At 40.4% G+C, this 25,654-nt stretch carries 21 protein-coding genes and 1 pseudogene; 9 read left to right on the forward strand and 13 right to left on the reverse strand.

The genetic code is table 11. The features are described 5' to 3' along the window. Positions 1 to 17 precede the first annotated feature (17 nt). The 3 genes from H5187_RS10095 to H5187_RS10105 all read left to right on the forward strand — a co-directional run bounded on the left by H5187_RS10095 (position 18) and on the right by H5187_RS10105 (position 4,878). Positions 18 to 164, forward strand: coding sequence for a hypothetical protein (locus tag H5187_RS10095; RefSeq protein ID WP_182794374.1), 147 nt, complete (start codon positions 18 to 20; stop codon positions 162 to 164). A gap of 483 nt (positions 165 to 647) precedes the next feature. Beyond that, the gene (locus tag H5187_RS10100; RefSeq protein ID WP_182794373.1) at positions 648 to 3,287 is read left to right on the forward strand and encodes a TonB-dependent receptor; all 2,640 of its coding nucleotides are present in this window, start codon (positions 648 to 650) and stop codon (positions 3,285 to 3,287) included. Between the two features lie 73 nt (positions 3,288 to 3,360). Continuing rightward, entirely contained in the window at positions 3,361 to 4,878 is a 1,518-nt protein-coding gene (locus H5187_RS10105) for a glycoside hydrolase family 10 protein (RefSeq protein ID WP_259401721.1), read from the forward strand. Between the two features lie 213 nt (positions 4,879 to 5,091). On the opposite strand, the gene H5187_RS10110 is transcribed toward H5187_RS10105, so the two are convergent. Next, complete coding sequence (locus H5187_RS10110) at positions 5,092 to 7,836, reverse strand: TonB-dependent receptor domain-containing protein (protein WP_182783953.1); 2,745 nt, start codon at positions 7,834 to 7,836, stop codon at positions 5,092 to 5,094. A 201-nt stretch (positions 7,837 to 8,037) separates the two neighbouring features. Here H5187_RS10110 and H5187_RS10115 point away from each other — a divergent pair, with 201 nt between their 5' ends. Next, a complete protein-coding gene (locus tag H5187_RS10115; protein WP_182718263.1) occupies positions 8,038 to 9,243 on the forward strand; it encodes an anhydro-N-acetylmuramic acid kinase in 1,206 nt (401 codons plus the stop codon). Here the strand turns inward: H5187_RS10115 and H5187_RS10120 are convergent. Beyond that, positions 9,240 to 9,734, reverse strand: coding sequence for a hypothetical protein (locus H5187_RS10120; RefSeq protein WP_182794372.1), 495 nt, complete (start codon positions 9,732 to 9,734; stop codon positions 9,240 to 9,242). The genes H5187_RS10115 and H5187_RS10120 overlap by 4 nt on opposite strands. A gap of 302 nt (positions 9,735 to 10,036) precedes the next feature. On the opposite strand from H5187_RS10120, the gene H5187_RS10125 reads away from it, so the two are divergent. The 4 genes and pseudogenes from H5187_RS10125 to H5187_RS10140 form a co-directional block, all read left to right on the forward strand. Next, on the forward strand, positions 10,037 to 10,513 hold the full coding sequence (locus tag H5187_RS10125) for a thioredoxin family protein (RefSeq protein ID WP_145239740.1): 477 nt from the start codon (positions 10,037 to 10,039) through the stop codon (positions 10,511 to 10,513). Between the two features lie 31 nt (positions 10,514 to 10,544). Next, a complete protein-coding gene (locus H5187_RS10130) occupies positions 10,545 to 10,982 on the forward strand; it encodes a mechanosensitive ion channel family protein (RefSeq protein WP_182797819.1) in 438 nt (145 codons plus the stop codon). Positions 10,983 to 11,053: 71 nt separating this feature from the next. Further along, entirely contained in the window at positions 11,054 to 11,647 is a 594-nt protein-coding gene (locus tag H5187_RS10135) for a DUF4202 domain-containing protein (protein ID WP_182797828.1), read from the forward strand. A gap of 41 nt (positions 11,648 to 11,688) precedes the next feature. Further along, positions 11,689 to 12,093, forward strand: a pseudogene (locus H5187_RS10140) (zf-TFIIB domain-containing protein); the annotation flags it as partial. 279 nt (positions 12,094 to 12,372) lie between these two features. Here H5187_RS10140 and H5187_RS10145 read toward each other — a convergent pair. Continuing rightward, positions 12,373 to 12,609 carry a hypothetical protein gene (locus H5187_RS10145; RefSeq protein ID WP_182718269.1) on the reverse strand — a complete coding sequence of 79 codons (237 nt, stop codon included), beginning with the start codon at positions 12,607 to 12,609 and terminating at the stop codon, positions 12,373 to 12,375. Positions 12,610 to 12,715: 106 nt separating this feature from the next. Then, positions 12,716 to 13,096, reverse strand: a complete 381-nt coding sequence (locus H5187_RS10150) for a VOC family protein (protein ID WP_182797820.1) — start codon at positions 13,094 to 13,096, stop codon at positions 12,716 to 12,718. Between the two features lie 356 nt (positions 13,097 to 13,452). On the opposite strand from H5187_RS10150, the gene H5187_RS10155 reads away from it, so the two are divergent. Next, positions 13,453 to 14,430, forward strand: coding sequence for a hypothetical protein (locus tag H5187_RS10155; RefSeq protein WP_182797821.1), 978 nt, complete (start codon positions 13,453 to 13,455; stop codon positions 14,428 to 14,430). Positions 14,431 to 14,547: 117 nt separating this feature from the next. Here H5187_RS10155 and der read toward each other — a convergent pair whose 3' ends face one another. The 9 genes from der to ndk all read right to left on the reverse strand — a co-directional run bounded on the left by der (position 14,548) and on the right by ndk (position 25,146). Beyond that, positions 14,548 to 16,014, reverse strand: coding sequence for a ribosome biogenesis GTPase Der (der, locus tag H5187_RS10160; protein WP_145239710.1), 1,467 nt, complete (start codon positions 16,012 to 16,014; stop codon positions 14,548 to 14,550). A 92-nt stretch (positions 16,015 to 16,106) separates the two neighbouring features. Further along, positions 16,107 to 17,285, reverse strand: a complete 1,179-nt coding sequence (gene bamB, locus H5187_RS10165) for an outer membrane protein assembly factor BamB (RefSeq protein WP_182797822.1) — start codon at positions 17,283 to 17,285, stop codon at positions 16,107 to 16,109. A gap of 9 nt (positions 17,286 to 17,294) precedes the next feature. Then, positions 17,295 to 17,915: a tetratricopeptide repeat protein gene (locus tag H5187_RS10170; protein ID WP_149981918.1), complete on the reverse strand. Its 621-nt coding sequence runs from the start codon at positions 17,913 to 17,915 to the stop codon at positions 17,295 to 17,297. Positions 17,916 to 17,931: 16 nt separating this feature from the next. Next, positions 17,932 to 19,212: a histidine--tRNA ligase gene (hisS, locus tag H5187_RS10175; protein WP_145239702.1), complete on the reverse strand. Its 1,281-nt coding sequence runs from the start codon at positions 19,210 to 19,212 to the stop codon at positions 17,932 to 17,934. Between the two features lie 136 nt (positions 19,213 to 19,348). Continuing rightward, positions 19,349 to 20,467 (reverse strand): flavodoxin-dependent (E)-4-hydroxy-3-methylbut-2-enyl-diphosphate synthase, encoded by a 1,119-nt coding sequence (ispG, locus tag H5187_RS10180; protein WP_145239699.1) that lies wholly within the window; start codon positions 20,465 to 20,467, stop codon positions 19,349 to 19,351. A 5-nt stretch (positions 20,468 to 20,472) separates the two neighbouring features. Next, positions 20,473 to 21,345: a RodZ domain-containing protein gene (locus H5187_RS10185; RefSeq protein ID WP_182762503.1), complete on the reverse strand. Its 873-nt coding sequence runs from the start codon at positions 21,343 to 21,345 to the stop codon at positions 20,473 to 20,475. Beyond that, positions 21,342 to 23,297 (reverse strand): type IV pilus biogenesis/stability protein PilW, encoded by a 1,956-nt coding sequence (gene pilW / locus H5187_RS10190; protein ID WP_182740585.1) that lies wholly within the window; start codon positions 23,295 to 23,297, stop codon positions 21,342 to 21,344. The genes H5187_RS10185 and pilW overlap by 4 nt, the downstream gene beginning before the upstream one ends. A 112-nt stretch (positions 23,298 to 23,409) precedes the next feature. Continuing rightward, the gene (locus H5187_RS10195) at positions 23,410 to 24,543 is read right to left on the reverse strand and encodes a bifunctional tRNA (adenosine(37)-C2)-methyltransferase TrmG/ribosomal RNA large subunit methyltransferase RlmN (RefSeq protein WP_145239689.1); all 1,134 of its coding nucleotides are present in this window, start codon (positions 24,541 to 24,543) and stop codon (positions 23,410 to 23,412) included. A 171-nt stretch (positions 24,544 to 24,714) separates the two neighbouring features. After that, complete coding sequence (gene ndk, locus H5187_RS10200; protein ID WP_008111339.1) at positions 24,715 to 25,146, reverse strand: nucleoside-diphosphate kinase; 432 nt, start codon at positions 25,144 to 25,146, stop codon at positions 24,715 to 24,717. Positions 25,147 to 25,654 lie beyond the last annotated feature (508 nt).

Raw genomic sequence — 25,654 nt, forward strand, 5'->3', positions numbered from 1 at the left:
TAATGTAATAAGCCCAAATGATCCCAGTGTTTGGCAAAATCTTATGGGCGCTGGATACAGCATATTCGATATCAAACGAAATGCAGTTCCCTGATGATTTTTTATTAGCGTTAGATGCAAAACCCCAAGCTAAAATGTTTTGTGGGGTTGAGCAAAGCAACTAAACATATTATTTATCATGCGCTGCAATTAGCCAAAAAACCAGCAAAAACCTCAGTAGCTACAATAACAGATCAGTACTACTTGCTTACAAGGCCCCCTAAGTTATCGACAAAGTAGTCCAATTTGCCAATTCTGCGCCAACCTAATTTAAATTACGGTATCTTACTACTGCGTAATTTAAATTAACCTCGAAGTTCACTATATCGTTAATCTTTTGTTTTAATTGCACTTATTTATAAGGCTCTCATTTTTCATAAATTTAAGTGCTTTATTTAGATAGCGACTAAAGGACATTTTGTGTATTTTTGGAATTATAAATTGCAAATGTTTATTAATTTTGGAATAAATTATATTGACCTTGTGTGTTTTTTTGACTAAGTTAACAGCAGGTAACAAAACTATAAAATATGTCTTGATTTAGCTATTTTAAATTAGCTGAAGCCGTACAAGTACTTTGCAATATAAAAAGGTTAAATGCTTATACTATGAATAATAAATTCCACACAATTACAGCTCAATTCAAAAAATCATTACTCGCCACTTTGGTTATTTCAGCTTCTAGTACGGCTTTTGCTAATGATGCAGAGCAATTAGACAAAGAAAACTTAACAAAAGAAGATATCGAACGTATAGAGGTAAAAGGCTACGCTGCGTCTGTCGAGAAGAGCCTCAATATGAAACGGTTTGCTAACAGTGTTGTTGATGCGGTATCTGCAGAAGATATCGGTAAATTCCCTGACCAAACGGTAGCAGATGCCCTGCAACGTATTCCGGGTGTGCAAGTTGAAAAAGACTTAGGCGGAGAAAGTGACCGAGTAAGTATTCGTGGTACAGCACCCCATCTAAACATTACCTTATTAAATGGTCAGAGTGTTGCTTCAGCGACGGCATCAGCGTCTATCACTCGTCCATCACGTGGTTTTAACTATTCACTTTTGCCTGCAGAGTTAGTCGATACTTTAGAAGTGTTTAAGTCAGCTGAGGCTGATGTTGATGAAGGTTCAATTGGCGGCACTGTGGTGGTTAGAACACGCAAGCCACTGGACAGTGAATCTAACTATGCGGCACTGTCAGTGAAAGCATTTCATTTTGAAAATGCCGATGAAACTAAACCTTATATTTCAGGTTTATACTCTTGGAAAAATGAAGATGAAGACTTTGGTTTTAATGTGGGCTTTGTGCGCAAAGAACTCGCAACCCAAAGAGACAGTAAAGAAGTAAGATTTGGTTACCGCAGTGTTGATGCCAACGGTGATGGCAATAATGAGTATTACCCTGGTGCGGTAGGTTATAATCGCTATGCCAGTGACTCGGATTTAAATACCATTACGGCTACCTTACAATACGCACCTTCAGCAAATTTAGATATTTTATTTAATAACTTGTATTCAAAATCTGAGCATGAGTCATACGGTACTTATTCGAGTGGTTTTATATTACAAAACATCGGCAATATTGAGCAGGCCGATATTGTCGATGGGACTGTGATTGCTGGGACTTTACCTGCCCATAATAATTTAGGCTATTACGGAAATGCCGGATACCAAGGTGAATTTAAAACTCAAGCTCACGATATTAAAGTTACCTATGCAAAAGATAACTACACTCTGACAACACAGTTTGGCTATAGTAAAGCTGAAGGCGCAGTAAGTGACGTATATTCAGAGTACTACGCAAACACTGACGCTTCGTACAGCATAGAAAATGGCATGCCAGAAGTTGAATTATCAGATTCTCTTACGCCTGCCGATTATCGCTTAGACTACAATCATAAAAATGATATCGCGAATGATTCCGATGAGAAATATGTGCAATTTGATTTTGAGTATCGACTCGATAATGATTACTTTACGGCGATAAAAACTGGGGTCAAATACCGAGAACACAGTAAAGCCGCAAACTTAATTAAAGCAAATTATCCTAAAAAGGGGGCTGATGGCAGTACGAATAATTTAGGCCAGTTTGCAACTACCACAGTTAATGATTTTATGGGGGGTGAGAATGCCATTTTATGGCAATTTGATAATGCCGCTTATAGTCATTGGATTGCTTCTACCGAACCATCAACAGCGCCTTATGAACATCTAGATTATACATATGACTTGCAAGAAAGCATTACTGCAGGTTACGTTAAAGCATTGTTTTCATTTAGTGATTTTCGCGGTAACTTAGGTGTTCGAGCTGTCAAAACCGATGTTGACTCGCAGTCACTACAATATACGGGCCGCAGTTTTGATCCGCAAAATATCGAAGAAGTTGGTTTTTCTACTAGTTATGACGACTTTTTACCGAGTTTAAATATCGCTTATGATTACAGTGATGAGATCATCCTGCGTTTTGCTGCAGCAAAAGTTATGTCTCGTCCTGATTATGATTTTTTATCCGCTCGTAAAAGTGGTTATTGCACTGCAGCAACAGGCTGTAAGGGTAATGAAGGTAATCCTGATTTAAAACCATATCGTGCTTCGCAATATGACTTATCAGCTGAATGGTATTTTAATGAGTCATCTATCTTATCATTAGCTTACTTTTATAAAGATATCGATTCATACATTACAAATAGCACTGTTGATAAAGAGTGGATGTGGACTGATCCAGATACCGGTGCTGAAGAACTGCGTACTTTCTTGATCACTCAACCATTAAATGGTTTAGGCGGCGAAAACTCAGGCTTTGAAGTTAATTATACGCAAAAGCTAGGTTATGGTTTTGGTATTCAAACTAACTATACTTACTCAGATGCAGAGCTTGAGCAAACAGCTGAGCAGGTCGCTGCAGGAGAAGAAGCCGTTCTGCCTAATAATTCAGAAGATACCTTCAATGCCACAGTGTATTACGAGAATATGGGTTTTAGTGCAAGGGTTTCATATACTTATCGTTCTGAATACTTTTATACAACTTATTTAGGACTCAACCAGTACATTGATGACTTTGGTCAATATGATTTGAACCTTAGCTACAATGTGACTGATAATCTGAATGTGGTATTTCAAGCCATTAATTTAACCGATGAAGACCAGCGTTCAATGTCAAGTAACAGCACTGGTATGTCAGATAGCAATCGTCCACTTGCTATTCATAATTATGGTCGTAGATTCTTACTCGGCGCCCAGTATAAATTTTAATTCCCCCCATATACGATATAAATAGCCGATAGTCCTCACTATCGGCTATATTTTTTCACTTGTCAGGAAATCAATGATGATCCGAGTAATTTTCTCTGTGCTCATATCTGTTACTTTAATCGCTTGTCAGTCCGCTCCTTTAACACCTAATACTAAACAACAACCTAACCCACTGCTTGCAACTATTCATACCGAAGATGTTGTTCGTGAATTTCGCGCCGCATGGGTTGCGACTGTTGCGAATATTAACTGGCCGCAGCAACCAGGCTTGCCTGTTGATGAGCAAAAACGTCAAGCAATAAAAATATTAGATACGCTGCAAACGAATAATTTTAATACAGTTATCTTTCAAGTTCGGCCACAAGCTGATGCACTTTACCAAAGCTCAACTGAGCCATGGTCTTACTATTTAACCGGTGAGCAGGGGAAAGCCACAGAACCATTTTATGATCCTTTGCAGTTTTGGATTGAACAAGCGCATCAGCGAGGTTTAAAGCTACATGCGTGGTTCAATCCTTATCGCGTTCATCACCCATCAGGTGGAATTGTCAGCGAACAATCAATTAGTATGCAAATGGCTGAAGATGTCGTGCAGCTTAAAAATGGTATGCATTGGTTCATTCCAACTAATCAGTCAGTGATCGATTATAGTATTGCGACGTTACTAGAGTTGGTAGAAAACTATGATATTGACGGCCTTCACTATGATGATTATTTTTACCCTTATCCTTCCTATAATGAAGGTGAAGATTTTCCTGATCAAAGCCAATATTTAGATTATCAAAAACAAGGAGGTAAATTAAGTAAAGGTGATTGGCGTCGAGCTGCCGTGAATCAATTTACAAAAACGCTCTATGAGCAAATAAAGCAGCTGAAGCCACATGTACAAGTAGGTATTAGTCCATTTGGGATATATCGTCCAAAGCAACCGGCCACGATCCGTGGTTTAGATCAGTATGAAAAGCTTTATGCCGATGCCAAACTATGGCTAAATGAAGGTTGGCTTGATTATTTTACTCCGCAATTATATTGGCCTATCAACCAATACTCGCAAAGCTATCCATTGTTAATTGCGTGGTGGCAATTGCAAAATACTCAAAATCGTCATTTATGGCCAGGTATCAACACACTGATAGCAAATACGGATGCAGGAATCGACGAAGTCGTTAACCAAATTATGATCAATCGGGCGATGCTTAATAACTCGCCAGGCTTTGTATTTTGGAATGTAAAATCATTAGAAAACGCTGACTTTTCTCAGGTGATAGAAAAGGGCGTGTTTCAACATCAAGCATTACTGCCACTATCAAATTGGTTACCAGTTCAGGAGGTCAATAAACCTGCAGTGAGCTATAACCAATATGCACAGGTGACAAAACTGAGTTGGCATCATACGCAACCTGAGCATGTATTTAAAACGCTTGTTTATCTTAAATATGGCGATAATTGGCAATATAAAATTTACCCATCAATAATGCGCTCAATCACAGTTGAGAATAACAACAATGGACTTGCACTTTCACATATCCGAGTTGTTGCTGTAAGCCGTGATGAAATGCTTAGCGAGCCGATAGAAATACAGTTTGAGTAATGCCTTGTTTAGCAAGCAAAGTGTAATGCAACAATCACTATTAGCAAATCTTACGCGAGCACTGAGCAACTATGCCGCACCTTTACTTAACCGTTAAACTTACGGTTTCTATCGCTGCATAGGTTTGATTAAAATTGAACCAAGAAAAAGCGCACCGGGCAGGGTGCGCTTTAAGGGTTTAATCCTGTGTTGCTATAGGCAATTGGGGATTAACTAAAAACTCGGTGAGTAACGTACTGCAACGCCCACTGTACGGCCAATCACACTGTAATCACTCACAGTATTAAAGTGGTTAGCGCCAATGTCAGGTGTTGGTGGTGCTTTGTCAAATAGATTATCGATACCAAAGTTAACCGCGATAGTGTCGGTTGCTTGCCACGATGCAGCAAAGTCCATGTAGTCTTGTGCTGAAATTGTTTCTGTTCTATCTACAGCGTAGTCTACTTCACCGATTCTGCGCCAGCCTAATTGGAAGTTCATGGTATCTAGCTGCCAATCAAAGGTGGCGCGGTGTTTATAATCGGCTTGTAAGATACTCGCAAAATCGCCTGAACACGCGCTACCGTAAGTACCTTTACAATCAACTTCGGCTACGGTGCTATTATTTTGGCGAGTTTGTTTTGTTACAAAGTTACCTTGGTATGAGAGCCTAAAGCGACCGCCTAAATCCATTGGTGCATCAAATACATAGTTGGCTGCTAAATCGATACCAGCTTGTTCAATCGCTGCAAGGTTAAAGTCATTTACGATCGCGGTGCTAATAAAGCCTGTATTAGGATCGCGAAGTACTGCGCCACACAATGGGTTGTTCGGATTTGGATCGTCGATATAGCAGCTTTGTAATGCTGCAGCAGGTTGAATTTGACTTACCGCATCGGTTACACGAATGCTATAGTAATCAAGTGATAGGTCAAAGCCCTCAATGTAACTTGGAGTATAAACTACACCTAAAGTATCTGATTCTGCTTGCTCAGGCTTGATGTTCGGATTACCGCCGTAAGTATACTCGGCTGTTGTTGAGTCATACTCAGTGCCTACTGGCGGTGCGCCAAAAGCGGCACATTGCGCTGCGTCCCCCGTACCTAGCAAACATGGATCGCCATTAAAGCGACCAGCAAAGCGTGGTACAAATTGGTCACTATTTTGGTCAAATAAAGCTAATGATAACCCCGTGATCGGACTTGCGAATTCGCCTAAGTTTGGTGCTCTAAATGCAGTGAGCTTATTAGCACGAATACGAATGTCATCGTTAATTGCCCAGTTTATGCCAAGCTTATAAGTGTCTTCGGCTTCGGTGTTTGAATAATCAGAAATACGGTAAGCACCTTCAAAACTAAGTTCTTTTGCAAATGGCATATCAATTAAGATCGGCACTAAAATTTCTGCATAAAACTCACTACTGTCGAAGCTGGCGTCCATATCAAATGCGCTAACTGAGGCAAAGCTAGTGCCATTTCTAAATGCATCTCCCGGTGTTTGCTTGCCCGTTTCTTTGCGGTACTCATAACCAATTGCAAAATCGACATAACCGGCAGGTAATTCAAATAAGGCACTAGAATCGCCAGAGAGAGTTGCAGCAAATACACTTTGAGTACGTTCACGGGTGGTATATAACAGTGGATCGCTAAATTCATTTAGATCTAAATTAGGATCAAAAATATCGCTGCTATTGGAAATATTGCCAAAGCGGCTGTTGCCACTGTTATCATTTTTATAGCCATTGTTGTAAATTGTAGCGACTTCGTCAGTTTGACCGTATTGACCATAAATGTCGTAACGTAAATAATCGTTAATATCGCCTTTTAAACCCAGTTGAAATTGTAATGAATCACGCACGGCTTCAGTATGTTGAACGCCAAGGCCTAAATTACGCTCAACATTGACTAGCGCATTTCCATCAGCATCAAAGGTGAGTTGTTGGCGTAGTTCATCAGGAATATATTGGTTATCTTGTGTGAGGGTTACTTGTTCATTAACAAGAATAGGTGTTTGGCCGCTAGCACCGGCGCCATTAACGGTTACTTTTGAATACATAGCACGGCCGTAAATGATTGCGCTGTCACTGGCATCTACATCAAATAATAACCCAGCAGAAAATCTATCCATTGGCTGAGTTAAATAACGGTCGCCGGTAAAGTCACTGGTTTGACGGTCGCTCACGACTTGCCCTGCATCATTAATCGCTAAACTGTTGCCGCTGGCAACATCGGTGTAAAACCCGCCGCTATTAATCATAGTTGCGCCATTATCTAAGGCATAATCACGTTCACCAGCAAGTAATTCTTTACGTTCAGAATAACCAAGGTAGCCAGTAATATGGCCACTACCATCAGCTATATCGCCACCAAAAATGGCTTCAAAATTAAGTTTTTCATTGCCACCATCAGCTGTTTCATAACTACTTGAAAACTCAGCGCCGGTAAAGTCATCATCAAGCACAAAGTTAACCACGCCAGCTACTGCATCGGCACCATAAACAGCAGCCGCACCGCCAGTTAAAACATCAACACGTTTGATCAAACCGGCAGGAATTGTATTGACGTCAACTGAGTTACGAAAACTAAATGGCACAGCGCGCGTACCGTCAATTAATACCAAAGTTCGGTTTTGACCAAGACCACGTAAATCAATAGTCGATGAGCCAAATGAGTCACCTACCGTTGCACCTGTACTATTAGCGCCCGCTGCGGCTTGTGGTAATTTTGCGGTAATATCTTCTACATTCACCGCGCGATCTAGGTGTATTTGTGCTTCGTCAACACTCACTACTGGGCTACTTGAAACTAATTCTGTTCGCTGAATTCGCGAGCCAGTAACCGTAATTACTTCAGGTTTTTTTTGCTGCACTTGTTGCTGTTCAGCGGCCAATAAAGCAGGGCTAGTAGTGGCAATAACTGCCAGTGCAATTGGTGATAGCAGGTGGAGTGGGCGCATTGAGTTAGGTTTGCAGTGTTTCATGGTCTGTTCCCGTGGTTATGTATTTTTTGCTATTATGAATTTTATCGTTGTCGGTACACTCAGTGTGTTGGTAAGTTTTAAAGCATTTTTAACGTATTTGCAATAATTATTCTTTCAATGTTTAAAGTTAAGGTATAAAGTATTCTTTAGTTTGAAGTGAATGTACATTCATTAGTATTTTGATTTTTAAGGGTAAAAAGAATGCATCAGCATATATTACAACTGTATAACAGTGCTAAAAAACAACAAAGATTAATAATTGGTCTGATGAGTGGGACTTCATTAGATGGGCTAGATGTTGCATTGTGCAAAGTCTCAGGGCATGGCATGGACACCCAAATTGATGTGTTAGCCTTTGACACCGTTGGTTATGATGATGACTATAAACAGAAAATAAAAACAGTATTTGCCAAGCGCGAATGTGATTTGGAGTTAGTTACTTTACTTCACCCTTGGGTGGGGCAATTACATGGCAAAATGGTATTGCAGTGTTTAGCTAAATGGAAAGTTGCTGCAGCTGATATTGATGTGATTGCAAGTCACGGGCAAACTATTTATCACTGCCCTAAAAGTCAGCATAGCCAGAGCGATTTTAATCATGGCACTTTGCAAATAGGTGATAGCGACCATTTAGCGGTTACGACAGGTATTACCACGATTGGCGATTTTAGACAAAAGCACATTGCAGCGGGCGGAGAAGGCGCACCACTTGCGGTATATGGCGACTATTTATTTTTTAGCAGCTTAACTGAAAATCGTATATTACTGAATATGGGTGGCATTGCTAACCTGACTTTTTTACCACAATCTGCTGATGCGAGCGCTGTATTTAGCTCTGATATTGGCCCAGGTAATACCATTATGGACGCTTATATACAGCGTTATTTTGCGCCGCTTCATTATGACAAAGATAGTTTAATTGCCAACCAAGGCCAGATAAATCAGCCGCTGTTGGATGAGTTATGCCAAGATGAATTTTTTAATTTAGACTTTCCTAAGACGACAGGCCCTGAAGTTTTCAATTTGGCTTATTTACACCAAGCACAAACGACAACCAACACCCTACAGCTAAGCCACGAAGATGTGATGGCAACACTAAATCGATTTTCGGCGATGATGATTGCACAGGCTATTAATCAATGCAGTGAAAAATTAGCCGATGTTACAGTTTATGCCAGTGGCGGGGGAATACATAATCCACTGTTGATGAAGCATATTTTATCTTTGTGCCCACAGTTACATGAGATTAAAAATACCCATGCTCTAGGTATCGACCCAGATGCGAAAGAAGCAGTTTTGTTTGCGATTTTAGCGAACGAATGCTTAGCGGGTGGCCAGCAACGTTTTGGTAATCAAGCGCAGGGCATACCCACCATTACTATGGGTAAAGTCAGCTTTGCGGATTAAAATAATGATAAAAATGAACTACTAAAACTTGTCATATATTGGCGCAGTGAATGACTTTTAGAAACTAGAGCCGGCTCGTATTGTGGTATATAACCTGCGCCATATTCCTTGATTGCGACATCAAATTCAGCACTGTCTTTGAGGGTGGCATGTAAACCATGCAACATTAATTGCAGCACATATTCGTCGCTTTCATCACTGAGAGTTATTTTTTCAAGTGTCAGCTTTACCGTACCGGCTTCTATATCGCTCAGACGCAGTGTGTATTGCATAAAGTAACGTGCATCACGCGCTGCTATATGTGTTGCACTTAACGAAATAGTGTCGCCTTCATGCGCATCTTCTGGTAATACACAAAGCAGTGTAATTTCATGCTGCGCGTTTGCATTTAGATGCAGCGTATCGTACTCCATAGTATGTGCCATGGCAGCTGATAGCGGATCTTCAAAAGATTGCAGTGCAAAGTTCAAGCGCACTAAAGGAGTGGTCATTGAGGTCAGTCGTCTTTTCTAGGTTAATTAAATCGAATGGAAATTATCCTATAGTTTAATTGCAGATTTATGACTAATTGAACGTATTTTCATCATTTTTAACTTAGCGTGCTAAAACAATGCAGCAGCAGTTGTTTATAGGTAATATCAAGCTTATAAATTTTATAATAATAAATTTAAAATCCATTTTTAAATGTTTACTTAATAGCAGCAAGATTGGCTAATTTACAAACGGGTAATAGCACTCGCAATAAACTGTGATTTGGGTATAGTCAACTTAATATAAATAGCCGAGAATTATCATGTTTAAACGAATAGCGCTCTTTTTATCAGTATGTTTAGTGCCGCTACTGTCTTTTGCTGTAGATAATAAGCCGTTTGTAGGGCAGATAAGTGCGGCTGATTTACTTAACGATCATCAGCAATTTTCCAATGAATACAATAACTTTGTGCCAACTGTTGCCGATACACAAGCCATGCAAACACTCAAAGGTAAAGATATTTTGGTGTTATTTGGCACTTGGTGTCACGATAGTCAGCGTGAAGTACCACGGTTACTTAAATTACTTGATAGCTCCAAGGTGGCATTGGCCAGCTTAAAGTTGGTCGCTGTCGGTTATGATAAACGCGATCCTGAAGGGATTGCAGCACGCTACCAATTAAAGTATTCACCAACGATTATAGTATTAACAGCAGGCGAAGAGCTTGGGCGGTTAGTTGAAAAACCAAAGGCGTCTATTGCTTCAGATTTAAGTCAATTTAATCCAGTAACAGAGTAAAAGTATAAGGGATCAAATTATTGCTGCTATTTTGGTATTTGTTGGCTGCATTGTTTTAAGTTTAGTTTTTCACTTTGCACTGAAGAAGGTTGAACGTCGTTTTGATGGCCATGCCGCGGAATCGTTTCGTTTAATTTCAAACTCACAAAAAGCGATTTTGATTTTTATTGGCACTATATTAGCACTCTCTAAGCTTGATTTTGATGTAACTGGTTTAGTCGCTGGCTTGGGTTTAACAGGGTTTGCGTTAGGGTTTGCGCTTAAAGATGCAATTTCAAATCTCGTTGCAGGGATAATGGTTGTGCTTTATAGACCTATTAAGTTGGGTGATAACATCGAGGTCGCGAGCTGTAAAGGTGTCGTGGTCGATTTAAACCTCAGATATATTACTTTACAGACCGATGGCTGTCGTCATTTAGTTCCCAATTCATTGATGCTCAGTAATAAAGTAACAATAAATAACTCGTAATATTTTCAACTAGCTAATTACAAATGAGCTGATTAAAATAGCCTATAAATCTAAGAGTGATGACTAAACTAATGTTTGAGCAAGTAATCGCGTTAATTGATGAAGCAAATAGTCAGGATCCAAATCAAGAACACTATGCAGGTAAAGTGTGGCCTAAAGAGCGTTTATATTCAGAGCGTATGACGCAGATGTTAAACCGTTTTAAACCTGATGCTGATGAGCTAATGCATATTGCTGTGAGAGCACAGCACATAAAGCGTTGGTGTTCGCCGCGAAGTCACTTTCCAATGGATAAACAAGGCTATCATCAGTGGCGCAGTGCGTTGTATGTTTTTCATGCCAGTACTGTGGTTGAATTAATGCAGCAAGCTGGTTGTTCTGATGTTGATCAGCAACGAGTATATGCAGCGGTTGCGAAAAAACAAATCAAGCGTAATCCTGATAGTCAATTGGTGGAAGATATCGCAAGTTTAGTGTTTATTGAGTATTACATGTTGGCATTTGTGCAAACAAAACCAGACTACGATGAGCAAAAGTGGATTGGGATTTTGCAACGTACGTGGCAAAAAATGTCTACTGAGGCACATGACTTTGTGTTGGCGGGTAATATTACTTTACCAGCGCCGTTAGTACCGCTAATTGAAAAGGCGCTTGCACCGAGTTAATATCTCACTGCGATGAGTAATAAAATGCAAAGGAACTGGATATGCGCTGCCCAAGGACAAATATAGAACTCACTAAACTAATGGTCGGGGGGATCGAGGTTTTCTCATCCGCCAATGGTGGGGTATTTTTTGATAATCGCCAGATTTTTAATTTTAGTGATCCATCTTTAAAAAGAGCGCTGGTGCTTGCTGAGCATTTGGCTGCTTTACCTGACACAGACGTTGATTTAACGGCACGAATTAATTGCCCTAAGTGCCCGAGTATCGTGATGATGCGGCGCTTTTTTACACCTCTTCATGTGGTCGAAATTGATGAGTGCCCAAGTTGTGCGGGTATTTGGCTAGATCCAAAAGAACTTAATAAAATTCACGACAATCACTTAACAGCGAAAGAAAAACAATTACTAGTGAACCAGCAAGCCAATAATCATGGTTTTATACCAATCGTGTTAAGTTACTGACCATTTATAGCGACAGATAAATGGAGTGATAACAAGGCGTAAATTTTGACATGTAGTTGTTCTACTTGAAAAATTTATAACGCAGTTAGCGCTTTATTTAGCTCGCTAGAATGGTTAAATATTTAAGTCGATTGGTATTATACATTTTGAAATACCGACTAATCGATTTAGCCAGCGAGGTATTAAGAAAAACCACAACAAAAATACCGAGAGTTTAGTTGAAATCGCTTTAGCTTCGTTTTTGGACTAACTCTGCAGAGCAACTTAGTCTTGGTTAAGTTGCTGTTTTACGTTTTGTACTTTCGCTAAAATTTGCTTATCAACAACCACAGGCAATACCAATTCTATATTTTCTAATGTGGCGATGACTTGTGTTTTCAACTGTGTCTGCTGTTCAATTTGCATAACTTTAAGTGTTTCAGCGGTTTGTAATTTTACTTGTTCAGTCACTAGCGCTTCAGTTGGGCTTAGTAGCATCAATGTTAGTAGTAATGTATTCATATTAATCTCCTTATTTAAATTACCGCTAAGATAAGGAAATTAGATGACAGTTACGTGTGGCTTATATTGCTACAAAGTTAAACTTTAATGCTGTTTTGATGAAGAGCTAGGCTTGTACTAAGCAGATCAAAGTACCTTCAATGGCTCTTACGTAGGCATAATATTGAGTTCCTCTACAGCTAGGGGGGCAAAGAGGCTCTGCGCCAGCAAGCACCGCTTTATCGTAACTTTCACTGAGATTAGTACAGCTAAAGCGCAGCTCAAAACCTAGCGCTGGTTGCTTTGGGTGAGCGCGGATATAACCTTGTTTAAAATGGGCTTGAGCATACGGGTGATTCGCAAAAGCAATTTTTACATCGCCAGTAGCAAGCTCTCCATATTCGGCATCATCGCTGAGGGCATGAGTGCCAAAACCAAACGCTTGAAAATAAAAGTCTAAGGTTTCTTCAACGTTATCAACGTAGATAACCTGATTGATTAATTCCATTGATGACTCTATTTAAGTTTATTAATACTTTAAATAAAGCACATATATAAGTTTTTAGCGAAAAAACACCTAGTTTAAAGTATCAATTAACAAATGGTTTTGTATATAAAACAAGCATTGACTACAGTGCAAAAGTAATGATAGTGTAAATTGTACCCATAAAACCAACGTTTTTTGGTGGCAAAAGGTGGTGGTTAATTGCTCAAATATTAATTTAAGGCATTTTGATTAAAATATGCAATATAGCCAAATATGGATTAAATAATAATTCACATCAATGCATTGAATTATAACTCACCGCTTGTTTTATAAAGGTAAAGTTTATTAGACTATTAAATATAAATTAAGGATATTTTATGTTAAAAAAACATTGTTTACTTAGTACTCTAGCACTTATGATGTCAGCACCAACTTTCGCAGATAATTCTGCGATGGAAGAGAATATAAATAATAATCAAGCTGAAATTGCTACTACAGTTGTATTTAGTTCTGCCATGATAGCTGGCTGGATTTTGGATGGCGCTAAAAGTGCGGTTAAAGGTGAAGCTAAATCTTTCATTACAAGCTTATTGTTTGGAAATGGCAACACTGGTCCACAAATAGTTCGTATTCATCAAGATGATCTAGACAAAATAGAAAATATTGTCTCCGGAATTGTTTTAACAAGCGATGTTGAAGATGCCAAAAGTCAATTTGAGTCCTTTGGAGACACGCTTGAGTACTATCGTAATTCAGCTCAGGGTGGTAATTTAGATACATCAATTCTCCCTGTTTTGTTGGACTACACCACGTCGCTTAAAAACCATCGTGCTTATAAGGAAAGCTATAATCCAAAATCTTATGCTTTAACTTCTAGTTATGCGCTTATTGCTTCCATGTCAATTGCAGTTCTTACTGAAAGAAAACTACAAGGCTACATTTCTTATGGCTATGTACAGTCACAAGCAAGATCTTTAGCATCGAGATTAAGTAGTTTAGGTGCTCAAACTGATAACTATACAGCTAAGCTAGGACGGATATATCATTTTGGAAATGGTTGTTATGATATGAGAACTAATAACAATTATGTTGATGACTCTGTACCAAGTTATTCTGAATTAAAATATAACGATAGTTCGTTTTCTGATGATAGTGTACCAATGGCGCCTAAAGGTTGTTTGATCAGGGCTTCATTTCCAGGAATGGATACAAAGCAATTTGATACAGCTGTTTATGGTTGGGTTGAAGCAGAAGAACTAGCCTATGAATACATAAATGAAGCAAGAGATAAATATAGAACTACAATTAAAGGTGAAAACTTTAATCAGATTTTATCTACATTAAATAATTTTTAGAAAAAATCTTTTAATGTATCGTTGTAAAATATACCTTTCATTCCCACATAAAGGCAATGAAAGGTATAATTTTAATAAATAATTCGTGATATGTTAGCTATTAACCAAGATAACCAATTATTTATTTCTATTTTCTTTACTAAATGCGCGGATCTTACGTTTTTGCGAAAGAGTCACTTTATTAGTACGTCCTGCAAATGGGTTATCACCTTCTCTAAATTCGATTTTGATAGGTGTGCCCATAATTTTTAATGCTTTACGATAGTAGTTCATTAAGTAGCGTTTATAGCTATCTGGTAAATCATGTACTTGGTTACCGTGAATTACGATACGTGGTGGGTTATAACCACCCGCGTGCGCGTATTTAAGCTTAACGCGGCGACCACGAACCAGTGGCGGCTGGTGATCAGCTTGTGCCATGTCCATGATGCGGCGCAGCATAGCAGTGCTAATACGCTTAGTTGCTGATTCATAAGCTTCGTCAATTGACTCAAACAAATGACCAACACCTGTACCATGTAAAGCTGAGATAAAGTGTAAGCGTGCAAAGTCAATAAAGCCTAAGCGACGGTCAAGCTCCGATTTAATACGATCTTTCACGTAATCATCAAGGCCATCCCATTTATTCACAGCAATAACCAGTGAGCGGCCAGAATTTAAGGCAAAACCAAGTAAGCTTAAATCTTGATCCGAAATGCCAGCGCGGGCATCTACAACCAATAGCACCACGTTACAATCTTCGATTGCTTGGAGGGTTTTGATCACTGAGAATTTCTCAACCACATCGCTGACTTTTTTGCGTTTACGTACACCAGCGGTGTCGATCAACACGTATTCTTTTTCGTTACGAGTCATTGGAATATAAATAGAATCGCGGGTTGTGCCCGGCATATCATAAACAATAACGCGTTCTTCACCTAATATACGGTTAGTCAGTGTTGACTTACCTACGTTAGGACGACCGATAATAGCAAGTTTTACTGGCTTATCTGCAAATGCTTCATGCGCTGTAGAATCTTCATCATCTTCAGAGTATAAATCGATTAACTCGTCGTCATCGCCTTTACCATCATCATTTTGCGCACTCAGCTCTGCAAGCAAAGGCTGTAAGGTGTGTTCAAGTAACAAGGTAATACCACGGCCATGAGCGGCTGCAATATGATGTACTTCGCCCAGTGACAATTGGTAAAACTCAGCACAATTTGAGTCAGCATCAATACCATCAGTTTTATTGGCAACAACAAAGCTTTTCTTTTCTTGTTTACGTAAATGGTTGGCAATAGCTTGATCAGCTACTGTCATACCTACGCGTGCATCAACTAAGAATAATACGATGTCGGCTTCTTCAATCGCCAGTAGCGATTGATCAGCCATTTCGATCTCGATGCCTTCTTCAGAGCCATCAATACCGCCCGTGTCTACCACGATAAATTCATAGCCATCGTAATTAGCTTGGCCATATTTTCGATCTCGCGTTAAGCCTGGAAAATCGGCAACGAGTGCATCACGCGTACGTGTTAAACGGTTAAATAATGTGGATTTGCCCACATTGGGTCGCCCAACTAGAGCGATCACGGGAAGCATAAACTACCTCTTAAAAAAACAACAAAAGGCTTCGCATAGCGAAGCCTTAAAAAAATAAATTAACTATTAATAACTTATAGTTATTTAGCAAATTAGTCCGGTATTTTTACCGCACTAACTTCACCATCTCGGGTGTATAAAATCAGTTTGTCGTCAGCAACAATTGGCTCAATAAAAAAGCCTGAACTGTCGAAGTCTTCACGCGATACAAGTTCGCCTGATTCTTTATTCAGCCAATGTAGATTACCTTCTTGGTCACCCATGGCTAAGTAATTTCCTGCTACCGCAGGCCCTGTTAAGTACCAACCACGAAGGGCTGGCTGACTCCAGCGTTCAATGCCAGAGGTTTTATCTAATCCATAAACAACACCATTACTATCTACTACGTAAATAGTTTGGGTATCCATGGCAATTTCACGGTAACTGCTGTATTCGCGTTTCCAGACAACATTACCAGAGCGAATATCTACAGCTGCTAAGTTACCATTATAGGCAATAGCATACGCATAAGGACCACTGATCAGAGGTTGTGTATCAACATCGACTAAACGTTCGAATTCTGATGCGCCTTTTGCTGTAGCAATTTCAGCACTCCACGCAGAGTAACCACTGTCAGAGATAAGTACGCTTAACTTGCCTGTTTCAAGGCCAACTAATACACCGCCGTTAGCAACGGTCGGAGAGCTTTGTCCGCGTAGTGTTAATGCGGGGACTTCTTGCTCATGGCTCCAACGCTCTTCACCGGTATCAGGGTGAAGGGCTAATAATTTACCTGAGCCTAGGTTAACATATATAAGGCCATCACCGGCAGCTGGTTTTGCTAACACTTCACCGGGTACTTTTTTGCGCCAAACAACATCACCCGTTTCACGGTCAAGGGCAACTAAATAACCATGCTCAGAGCCGATAAAAATTTTACCATAAGCTTGTAAAATACCACCTGATAATTTTGCACTAATGTCGCTTTGCCATGGCCAAAAGGTCAAATTTTCGCGAACATCAGTCTCCCAAAGAGTATTACCGTTTTCAAGCGATAGCGCTTCGACTTTACCAGCACGGTTAGCTACAAAAACACGGTCTTTATATACCGCCGGTGTTAGCCGAGAAAAGTAATGTTCAACACCGTCACCAATGCTTTCTTGCCAAATTACTTTGGTTTCAAACTGATTAACGATTTCAGGCAATACCAGTTCGTCTTCGTCATCGCTTGATGAACAACCGACTAAGGTTGCCATACATAGCGCTATGGTTGCCGCTGTTAATTTTTTCATGGTAACCCCTTACGCCGTTGGGCTAGTTACTGCTAAGTCATCAAGTTTGATTTGCAATAATGGGTTATTCTCCAGACCGCCCGCATCAGCAGCAGTCTGATAAGCACTGCGAGCTTGATTTGCATCGCCTTGAGCTGTGTATATATCACCTTTAAGCTCAGCGACTGTTGCAGTGAATGAATCTGCAAGTTTAGCGTTAAGCGTTGTTAAAGCTTGGTCGTATTGCTGCTGTGCTATTTGCACGCGAGCTAAACGGGTGGTCGCCGTTGCTTTTAAATCTGCATTGGTAACATTAGTCATTATCCAGCTGAGTTTTTCACTGGCTACATCAAGTTGACCTTTTTCTACGGCTTCTTTAGCAGCAACAAAGGCTGCAAGTGCGCTGTAGTTAGTATCTTTGTGCTCTGCGATAAATGTATCTGCCGAACCTAATACTTCACCACCTTCAACCAGCTGAGTATATGCATCAGAGGCACTTTCAGCAGTTGTAATTTGATTTTGGTTATATGCTTTCCAGCCATACAAGCCACCTAAACCAAGCACTACACCTAGCGCCAGTGATACACCATTTTCACGAAAAAAACGTTTGATCGCTTCAGCTTGTTGTTCTTCTGTTGAATAAATATCCATTACTACCTCGTCTTTTTTAGCTGTTTATTAGCTCAGCTAAAAGCGTTTTAATTTGTTCTAATTCTAAGGTGACCTGTTCTTTACGCTCACGTAAATACTTAACTGTCACTACGCCTTGTTCTAATTCATCTTCGCCGATAATCAGTGCAACGAGTGCATCGCTTTTATCTGCGCGTTTAAGTTGTTTCTTAAAGTTACCGCCACCGGCATGGACCATGATACGTAAGCCAGGTACTTCAGCACGTAATTTAGCTGCGATAATAGGGGCTTGAATGCTGGCTTTGTCCCCCATCGCTGCCAAATATACATCAGCGTTGCGACGAATGTCACCAACACATTCCAATGCTTGTAACATTAACACTAAACGTTCCAGACCCATAGCAAAGCCCACAGCTGGCGTTGCTTTGCCACCTAATTGCTCAACTAAGCCATCATAGCGGCCACCTGCACATACAGTACCTTGTGAGCCGAGGCTATCTGTAACCCACTCAAAAACAGTACGGTTATAGTAATCAAGGCCACGAACTAACTTTTCATTAACCGTGTATATGACGCCTGCGGCGTCTAAACGTTCACATAAATTTTCAAAATGTTCTTTTGATTCAGCATCTAAGTGTTCAGACAGTTTTGGTGCATCAACTAAAACCGCTTGTACATCAGGGTTTTTGCTATCTAGCACGCGCAGTGGGTTGCTGTACATACGACGTTTTGAGTCTTCGTCTAGTGCATCAATATGTTGCTCAAGATAAGCCACAAGTGCATCACGGTATTGCGCGCGAGCTTCGTTTGAACCTAAAGAATTAAGCTCTAAACGAACATGTTCGCTGATGCCAAATTGTTGCCATAATTGCGCCGTCAGTAAAATCACTTCAGCGTCAATATCAGCGCTGGCAATACCAAAGGTTTCTAAACCAAATTGGTGAAACTGACGATAGCGACCTTTTTGCGGACGTTCATGACGAAACATTGGGCCCATATACCAAAGGCGTTGCTCTTGGTTATACAGTAAGCCGTTTTGATTACCAGCACGTACACACACAGCAGTACCTTCAGGACGAAGTGTTAAGCTGTCGCCATTATTATCGGCAAAGGTGTACATTTCTTTTTCAACGATATCGGTGACTTCACCAATTGAGCGTTTAAAAAGATCGGTTGATTCTACAATTGGAAAACGAATTTCTTGATAACCGAACGATGCTACTGTCTCGCGTAAGATGTTTTCTACTTTCTGCCAAACTTGGGTATCGCCCGGCAGACAATCGTTCATTCCACGTATTGCCTGAATTTGTTTTGCCACTGCTAAATCCTAAAAACTGTTTTTTGCGTAATAAAAGATGACTACACAACAAGAATGCTAAAAATTGACCCGTCATTATAGCGTTCTAGCTATAAAGGTAAACGGCAAACGGCTTTGTTTGCCGACTATATTGTATTTATTCGACGATTTTGATGTCGATAGGGGTCTGTTTTTCTTTTTGTGCGATAAAGTCGCGTACATAACCTTCGAGTTGATCAACAATATTGTTGTTATCAATTCGGGCTTTTTGACGTTCGCCATTAATATAAAGGCCAGAGCGGCGATTTGCACCAGCTAAGCCAATATCACTCACTAACGCTTCGCCAGGGCCATTGACCACACAACCAATAACCGATACTGATACCGGTTCGATGATATCTTCCAAACGCTCTTCAAGTTGGTTCATGGTACTAACCACATCAAACTCTTGACGTGAACAGCTCGGACAGGCAATAAAGTTAATCCCGCGAGAGCGAATGCGCAGTGATTTTAAAATATCAAAACCGACTTTGATCTCTTGTACTGGATCAGCCGCCAACGATACTCGCAGCGTATCGCCGATACCTTCGGCAAGTAACATACCTAAGCCTACAGCTGATTTCACTGAGCCTGAACGCATACCGCCTGCTTCTGTGATCCCTAAGTGCAGAGGTTGGTCAATTTCTTTAGCAAGTAAGCGATATGCTCCCACAGCTAAAAACACATCAGAAGCTTTTACTGATATTTTAAATTGATCAAAATCTAAACGGCGCAAAATATTCACATGGCGCATGGCTGATTCAAGTAACGCTTCAGGCGTTGGTTCGCCGTACTTTTCTTGTAAATCACGCTCTAATGAGCCGCCATTAACACCAATACGAATTGGAATGTTGTGCTCACGGGCAGCATCGACTACCGCGCGAATACGTTCTTCACTGCCAATGTTGCCAGGATTAATACGTAAACAATCAACACCATACTTTGCGACTTGCAAAGCAATACGATAATCAAAGTGAATATCTGCAACCAGTGGAATGGTGACTTGTTCTTTTATGCTTCTAAATGCTTCGGCGGCGTCCATAGTCGGCACGGAAACACGCACTATATCGGCGCCGGCATCTTGAATAGCTTGAATTTGTGCAACAGTTGCATCAACATCCATGGTATCGGTGTTGGTCATTGATTGCACGGCAATAGGGGCGCCATCACCGATCGGTACGTTACCCACGTTGATGCGGGTAGATTTTCTGCGTTTAATGGGAGATTCTGAAAACATAGTGACTACTCTGTTAACGGTAAATTAAATTTGGCTAAACGATTTTTTGGGAAACTGGAAATATCAATCTTTTCACCGTCAAGAGTGATATCAACAGCTTGATGCTTACCAAGCACGATAGAAAAAGGCAGATGACCTGATAAAGTCATATCATAACCCGCTTTTTTAACACCAAATGCCACTTTATCACCTTTGCCGTCATGAATTTCAACCCAACTTTCTTCATTGAAATGCATAACTATGGTGCCAAGGCCATCATTTTGTGGCTCGCTTGACGCTTCGCTCGGGGCAACGTCTAATTCGGTGGTATCGGCTTGTTGCTCCATAATTTGCGCCGCAGTGGGGTCATCAATCGATTCATCAGGGCCAGCTTGTTCTAGCTGGCTGATTGACGCCACGTCAGGCTCTGCCTGTGCGACTGCAACTGTCTCTTCGGCAAAGCTATTTAAAGATTGCGTTACAACTTGTTCGTCAAGAGGGGTTGAATTTTGCCACCACCATAATGCGGATGAACCAATAACAATTGCCAGAATAACGTAACTCACCAGCATCAAGCGACTATCATGGGCTTCTTTTTCTGTTCGTCTAGAAAAGCTTTGCATGTTGGTTTTTTTAACGGTTTCCTGCGGTTCAGGGAACAGCGCTAAAACGGCCGCAGTATCTAAATTAAAGGCGCGACAATAACTTTTTGCATAACCTTTAACAAAGGTAGCAGGGCCGATTAATTGGTGTTCGTCATTCTCAAGACGTTGTAATTGCAACACCGATAATTTTAAATTTTTTGCCAACTCTTCTAAGCTGACATTCGCTTGCTCGCGGCTACTTTTTAAAGTTTGGCCAAGAGTGAGCGTTGTTGATTCTGTATTTTCATCATTCATAATGAGTATGATTCAGGGTCCACTAGTAACAGTCTATGCCCAGGTTTAAGTGCAACATCCGGGCTTAATTTATTCCATCGCATTAACTGATCAATTAACAAGCGACGCTTGGTGGCAATACTATACAAAGTATCACCGACGTTAATTTCGTAATAAATGTTGGGATCGTTAAGATAAATTTTCGTCCCATTGACCACCCGATCAGATTCTTTCAGACCATTCCATTGGAGTAATTTCTGTAGTTTAACATTGTATCGTACTGAAATGCTAAATAGGTTTTCACCATCTTGCAAAACATGGTAAGGCGTCGTTAATTGTGGGATCCGCGAATTTAGCAACGGTGCGTGAGTATTTTGTTGCGGATCTTGAAAACGGATCTCAGGTGTAGAGCTATAACTTGACTCTGCGAAGACGGCAGCGTTGCGTTTTGGCTGGTAAAAAACCACCTTTTCTTCATCCGTTAATTCATCACTAAATTGTGCTTGGCTTGAAGCCTGGCTGTTATTTGCAACGGCTTGGCTATCAGTGGGCGCACCAAAAGAAACAATTGTTACACCATCTTGTGCTTTGCTACTACGAGCAAGCGTTTGGGGAGGCGTTGCGGCAGTCGCTGTGGGCGCTGTTGCTAAATGCACAGTTGGTATTGCTAATGCTTTAGCAACTGCCTCCTCAGAGGCTAGTGATGCAATGTCCGTCGCTTGAGTTGAAGTTACAGCTGGATTGTTTGGTGTTTGTGCGACCACCAGAGCAGACATTACTGCCACAGGATCATTATTGTTTGCTGGAGCACTGATCTGTACAGCGGTAGTATCAACGTTTGTTTGCACTGGCGTTGTTATTGCTGTGGTACTTAAAGCCGCCAAAATACCACTCGTATCGACAGGTGTTGATACTGTTGCTTGGCTTTGCTGGCTACTTTGTGATGCGGTGCTTTGCGTTGGCGCAACCGGTGAGGTTAGCAACGCGGCAGTTAATTCATTGCTGCTTGCATTGTTATTTTTAACGGCCATTGTTGGCGTTGTGATACTTTGCGCCGACGTACTAGTTGCTGGCGCTTTTTTCTTTTTTACAATGCGTATTTTGGGTGCCGAGATCACCTCTCCCGCAGGGCTATTTGCTTGTAGCTCATCTAATTTTGCTTGGCGGTATTGCGAGCGTAGTATTTCAAACTCACTACGTTTGATTTTTTGTTCGCGAATGATCCCCGCTTCACTTGAGGTTGGGTAGGTTTGCAATATCATTGCCGCAGTGGTTTCGGCTTTTTCAATGTGGCCCATACGCTGCTCAACTAAATAGCTTAATAGCAATGAGCGAGACGATACTTGACCACTATTCTCATAACGCTCGAGTATTTCTTTTGCTCTATGTAAATCACTTTTAGCGTAATACAAAGCGGCTAAACTGATCAGTGATGAGGCACGCATTGAACTGTGATTAATGGCCGATTTGAAATATTTTTCAGCGTTATCAAAATCATCAAACTCAATGGCGCACAGAGCTAAATTTTCATAACTTTCTGCTACTCGTATATAACTTGGGATGGCAATGGCTTTGAGTAGTTGTTCTGTGGCGCGGTCGTACTCGTCAATACCGCATAAAAATACCCCGTAGTTATTTCGGGTATTAGGATCATTGGGATCAATTTTTATTGCTTTTTGATAGGCTTTATCGGCTTGTACGTTTTCGCCGACTTGTTGGTAATAATAAGCAAATGAATAATGGACTTCAGGAAGATCAGGAGAGAAAGACGCGGCGCGTTCGAGGTTATACTTTGCTTGCGAGCTATTACCAGTGCTTAAATATTCTAATGCTAAGGCTATTCGGGTACGTGCTGCGCCGGTATTATTGATTTTATTTTCAACGACTGGTTTGTCATTGCCATCATAACTATTTTCAGTTACACACCCTGTTAAAGCGAGTGCACTGATAGTTAAAGCAAGTAAAGATCGCATTACTTCATCTCTTTATTATTGTCCATGCACCTATATTACCGAAAAGCCCTTATCTTGCATCATTTATTTAAAAATAAAGCAGCGCTAAGGGCTTTTGATTCACGACAACAGATTATGCTTGGTGGATATTAACCGCAATCGCATTATCGTCGCGCATTTTCTTTTTCGCTAAACGTTTTGTACGGTCAACTACATCACCAACTAACTGGCCGCAGGCTGCATCAATATCATCACCGCGAGTACGACGCACAATACAGGTAATACCTGCTGCTTGTAGCACTTTTGAAAAGCGGTCAATACGGCTGTTACTAGAGCGTGTATATTCGTTACCCGGGAATGGGTTAAACGGGATAAGGTTCACTTTAGATGGTGTGCCTTTGAGTGTTTTAACTAATTCATGGGCTTGATCTGTGCTGTCGTTAATACCATTTAGCATCACATACTCAATGGTCACATCTTTATTGGCTTTAGAGCCATCAATGTAACGACGACACGCCGCTAAAAACTCTTCAATTGGGTATTTTTTATTGATTGGCACTAAAATATCACGTAATGCGTTATCAGGTGCGTGTAGAGAAATAGCCAATGCAACGTCGATTTTTTCTTTCAATAAATCAAGTGCAGGCACCACACCAGAGGTACTTAAAGTAACGCGGCGTTTAGATAAACCAAAACCCCAATCGTCCATCATTAATTCCATTGCCGGAACTACGTTTTTAAGATTAAGCAATGGCTCGCCCATGCCCATCATAACGACGTTGGTGACCGGACGCTTTTCACTGTTGCCATCAAGACCTATGTCTTTGGCCACACGCCAAACTTGGCCGATAATTTCAGATACTTTTAAGTTACGGTTAAACCCTTGCTGCGCTGTTGAGCAAAATGTACATTCAAGCGCACAACCAACTTGCGATGATACACACAAGGTGGCACGTTCTTTTTCTGGGATCCACACCGCTTCAACTTCTTGGCCGCCTTCAAGTATCAGCGCGTACTTGATTGTACCATCACTGGCTTGTTGGCGTACGGTGATTTCAGGCGCGACAATTTCACATTCCGCTTTAAGTTTTTCTTTCAGCTTTTTGTTAACGTTGCTCATTTCGTCAAAGTTATCAACGCCAAAATGATAAATCCATTTCATCACCTGATCGCCACGGAATGGCTTTTCACCGAACGATACAAATAACTCGCGCATTGCATCTCGGTTTAAATCTAATAAGTTAATCTTTTTTTGCTCAGTGGTCATGAAACAACCTTAATCAGTGACGGTGGTGATAAAAATTTACAAAGGCGAATTGTACACAATTCACTCACTTTAATCATTAAGTAAAACATCATAAATTAGATAATTAATACTTTAACTAATGACTAAAAAAGGGCTCGAAAGCCCTTTTTACTTTTGCTTAGCGCATTCGAATTAACGAGTACGTGGGCAAAGCTCTTCGTCTGCGAAGAAGTACGCGATTTCGCGAGCAGCAGATTCAACAGCGTCTGAACCGTGAACAGCATTTTCGTCGATGCTATCAGCGTAGTCAGCACGTAAAGTACCAGCTAGTGCTTCAGCAGGGTTAGTAGCACCCATGATTTCGCGGTTTTTAAGAACAGCGTTTTCGCCTTCAAGAACTGTAACCATTACTGGACCAGATGTCATGAAAGATACTAAAGCACCAAAGAAAGGACGCTCGCTGTGTTCTGCGTAGAAACCTTCCGCTTTCTCTTGTGAAAGGTGAACCATTTTAGCTGCAACGATTTTAAGGCCAGCAGTTTCGAAACGGTTGTAGATAGCGCCGATGTGGTTTTTAGCAACTGCATCAGGTTTTACGATTGAGAAAGTACGCTCTAAAGCCATCTTTATGCTCCAATAATTTTTAAGTAAAAGTGTGAATATTAACGGGCGCGAATTATACGCGTTTTAGTAGGCAATGCCTAGTTTTATTAAAAACTAGCTTGATGACAATTGTGCGATTTTTAAATGTTAGGCAATCACCACGCATAGAAAAGCATGATGCTGTGAATTAATTAATGATCTAACATTGCATGGGACTACGTATTACTTAATTTAGCTAATAATAAGTTGAAATATTTTTCGAAGGTTATTTTTAGTACAAAATGGTGCTCAGTGACTATAACGTTTAGGCCCTTATCTGTAACTGCACTATTAAAAATTACCTTAAATTTTATTAACCTTATGTTTTAATTATTTATTTTAAAATTATTGATAGGCGCTTTTGTATCATTCGAGCTTTTGCCATTTAAACTGCTATAAGATGCACAATAGAAAATCCACTTTTAGCTTAAAATGATTATTTTAGTTAAATTCTACTAAATTTGGGGACTTGGTTTACACTCAAGTTATA

The sequence above is a fragment of the Pseudoalteromonas sp. SG44-1 genome (genome assembly GCF_014164315.1).
Lineage (GTDB): Bacteria > Pseudomonadota > Gammaproteobacteria > Enterobacterales > Alteromonadaceae > Pseudoalteromonas > Pseudoalteromonas rhizosphaerae.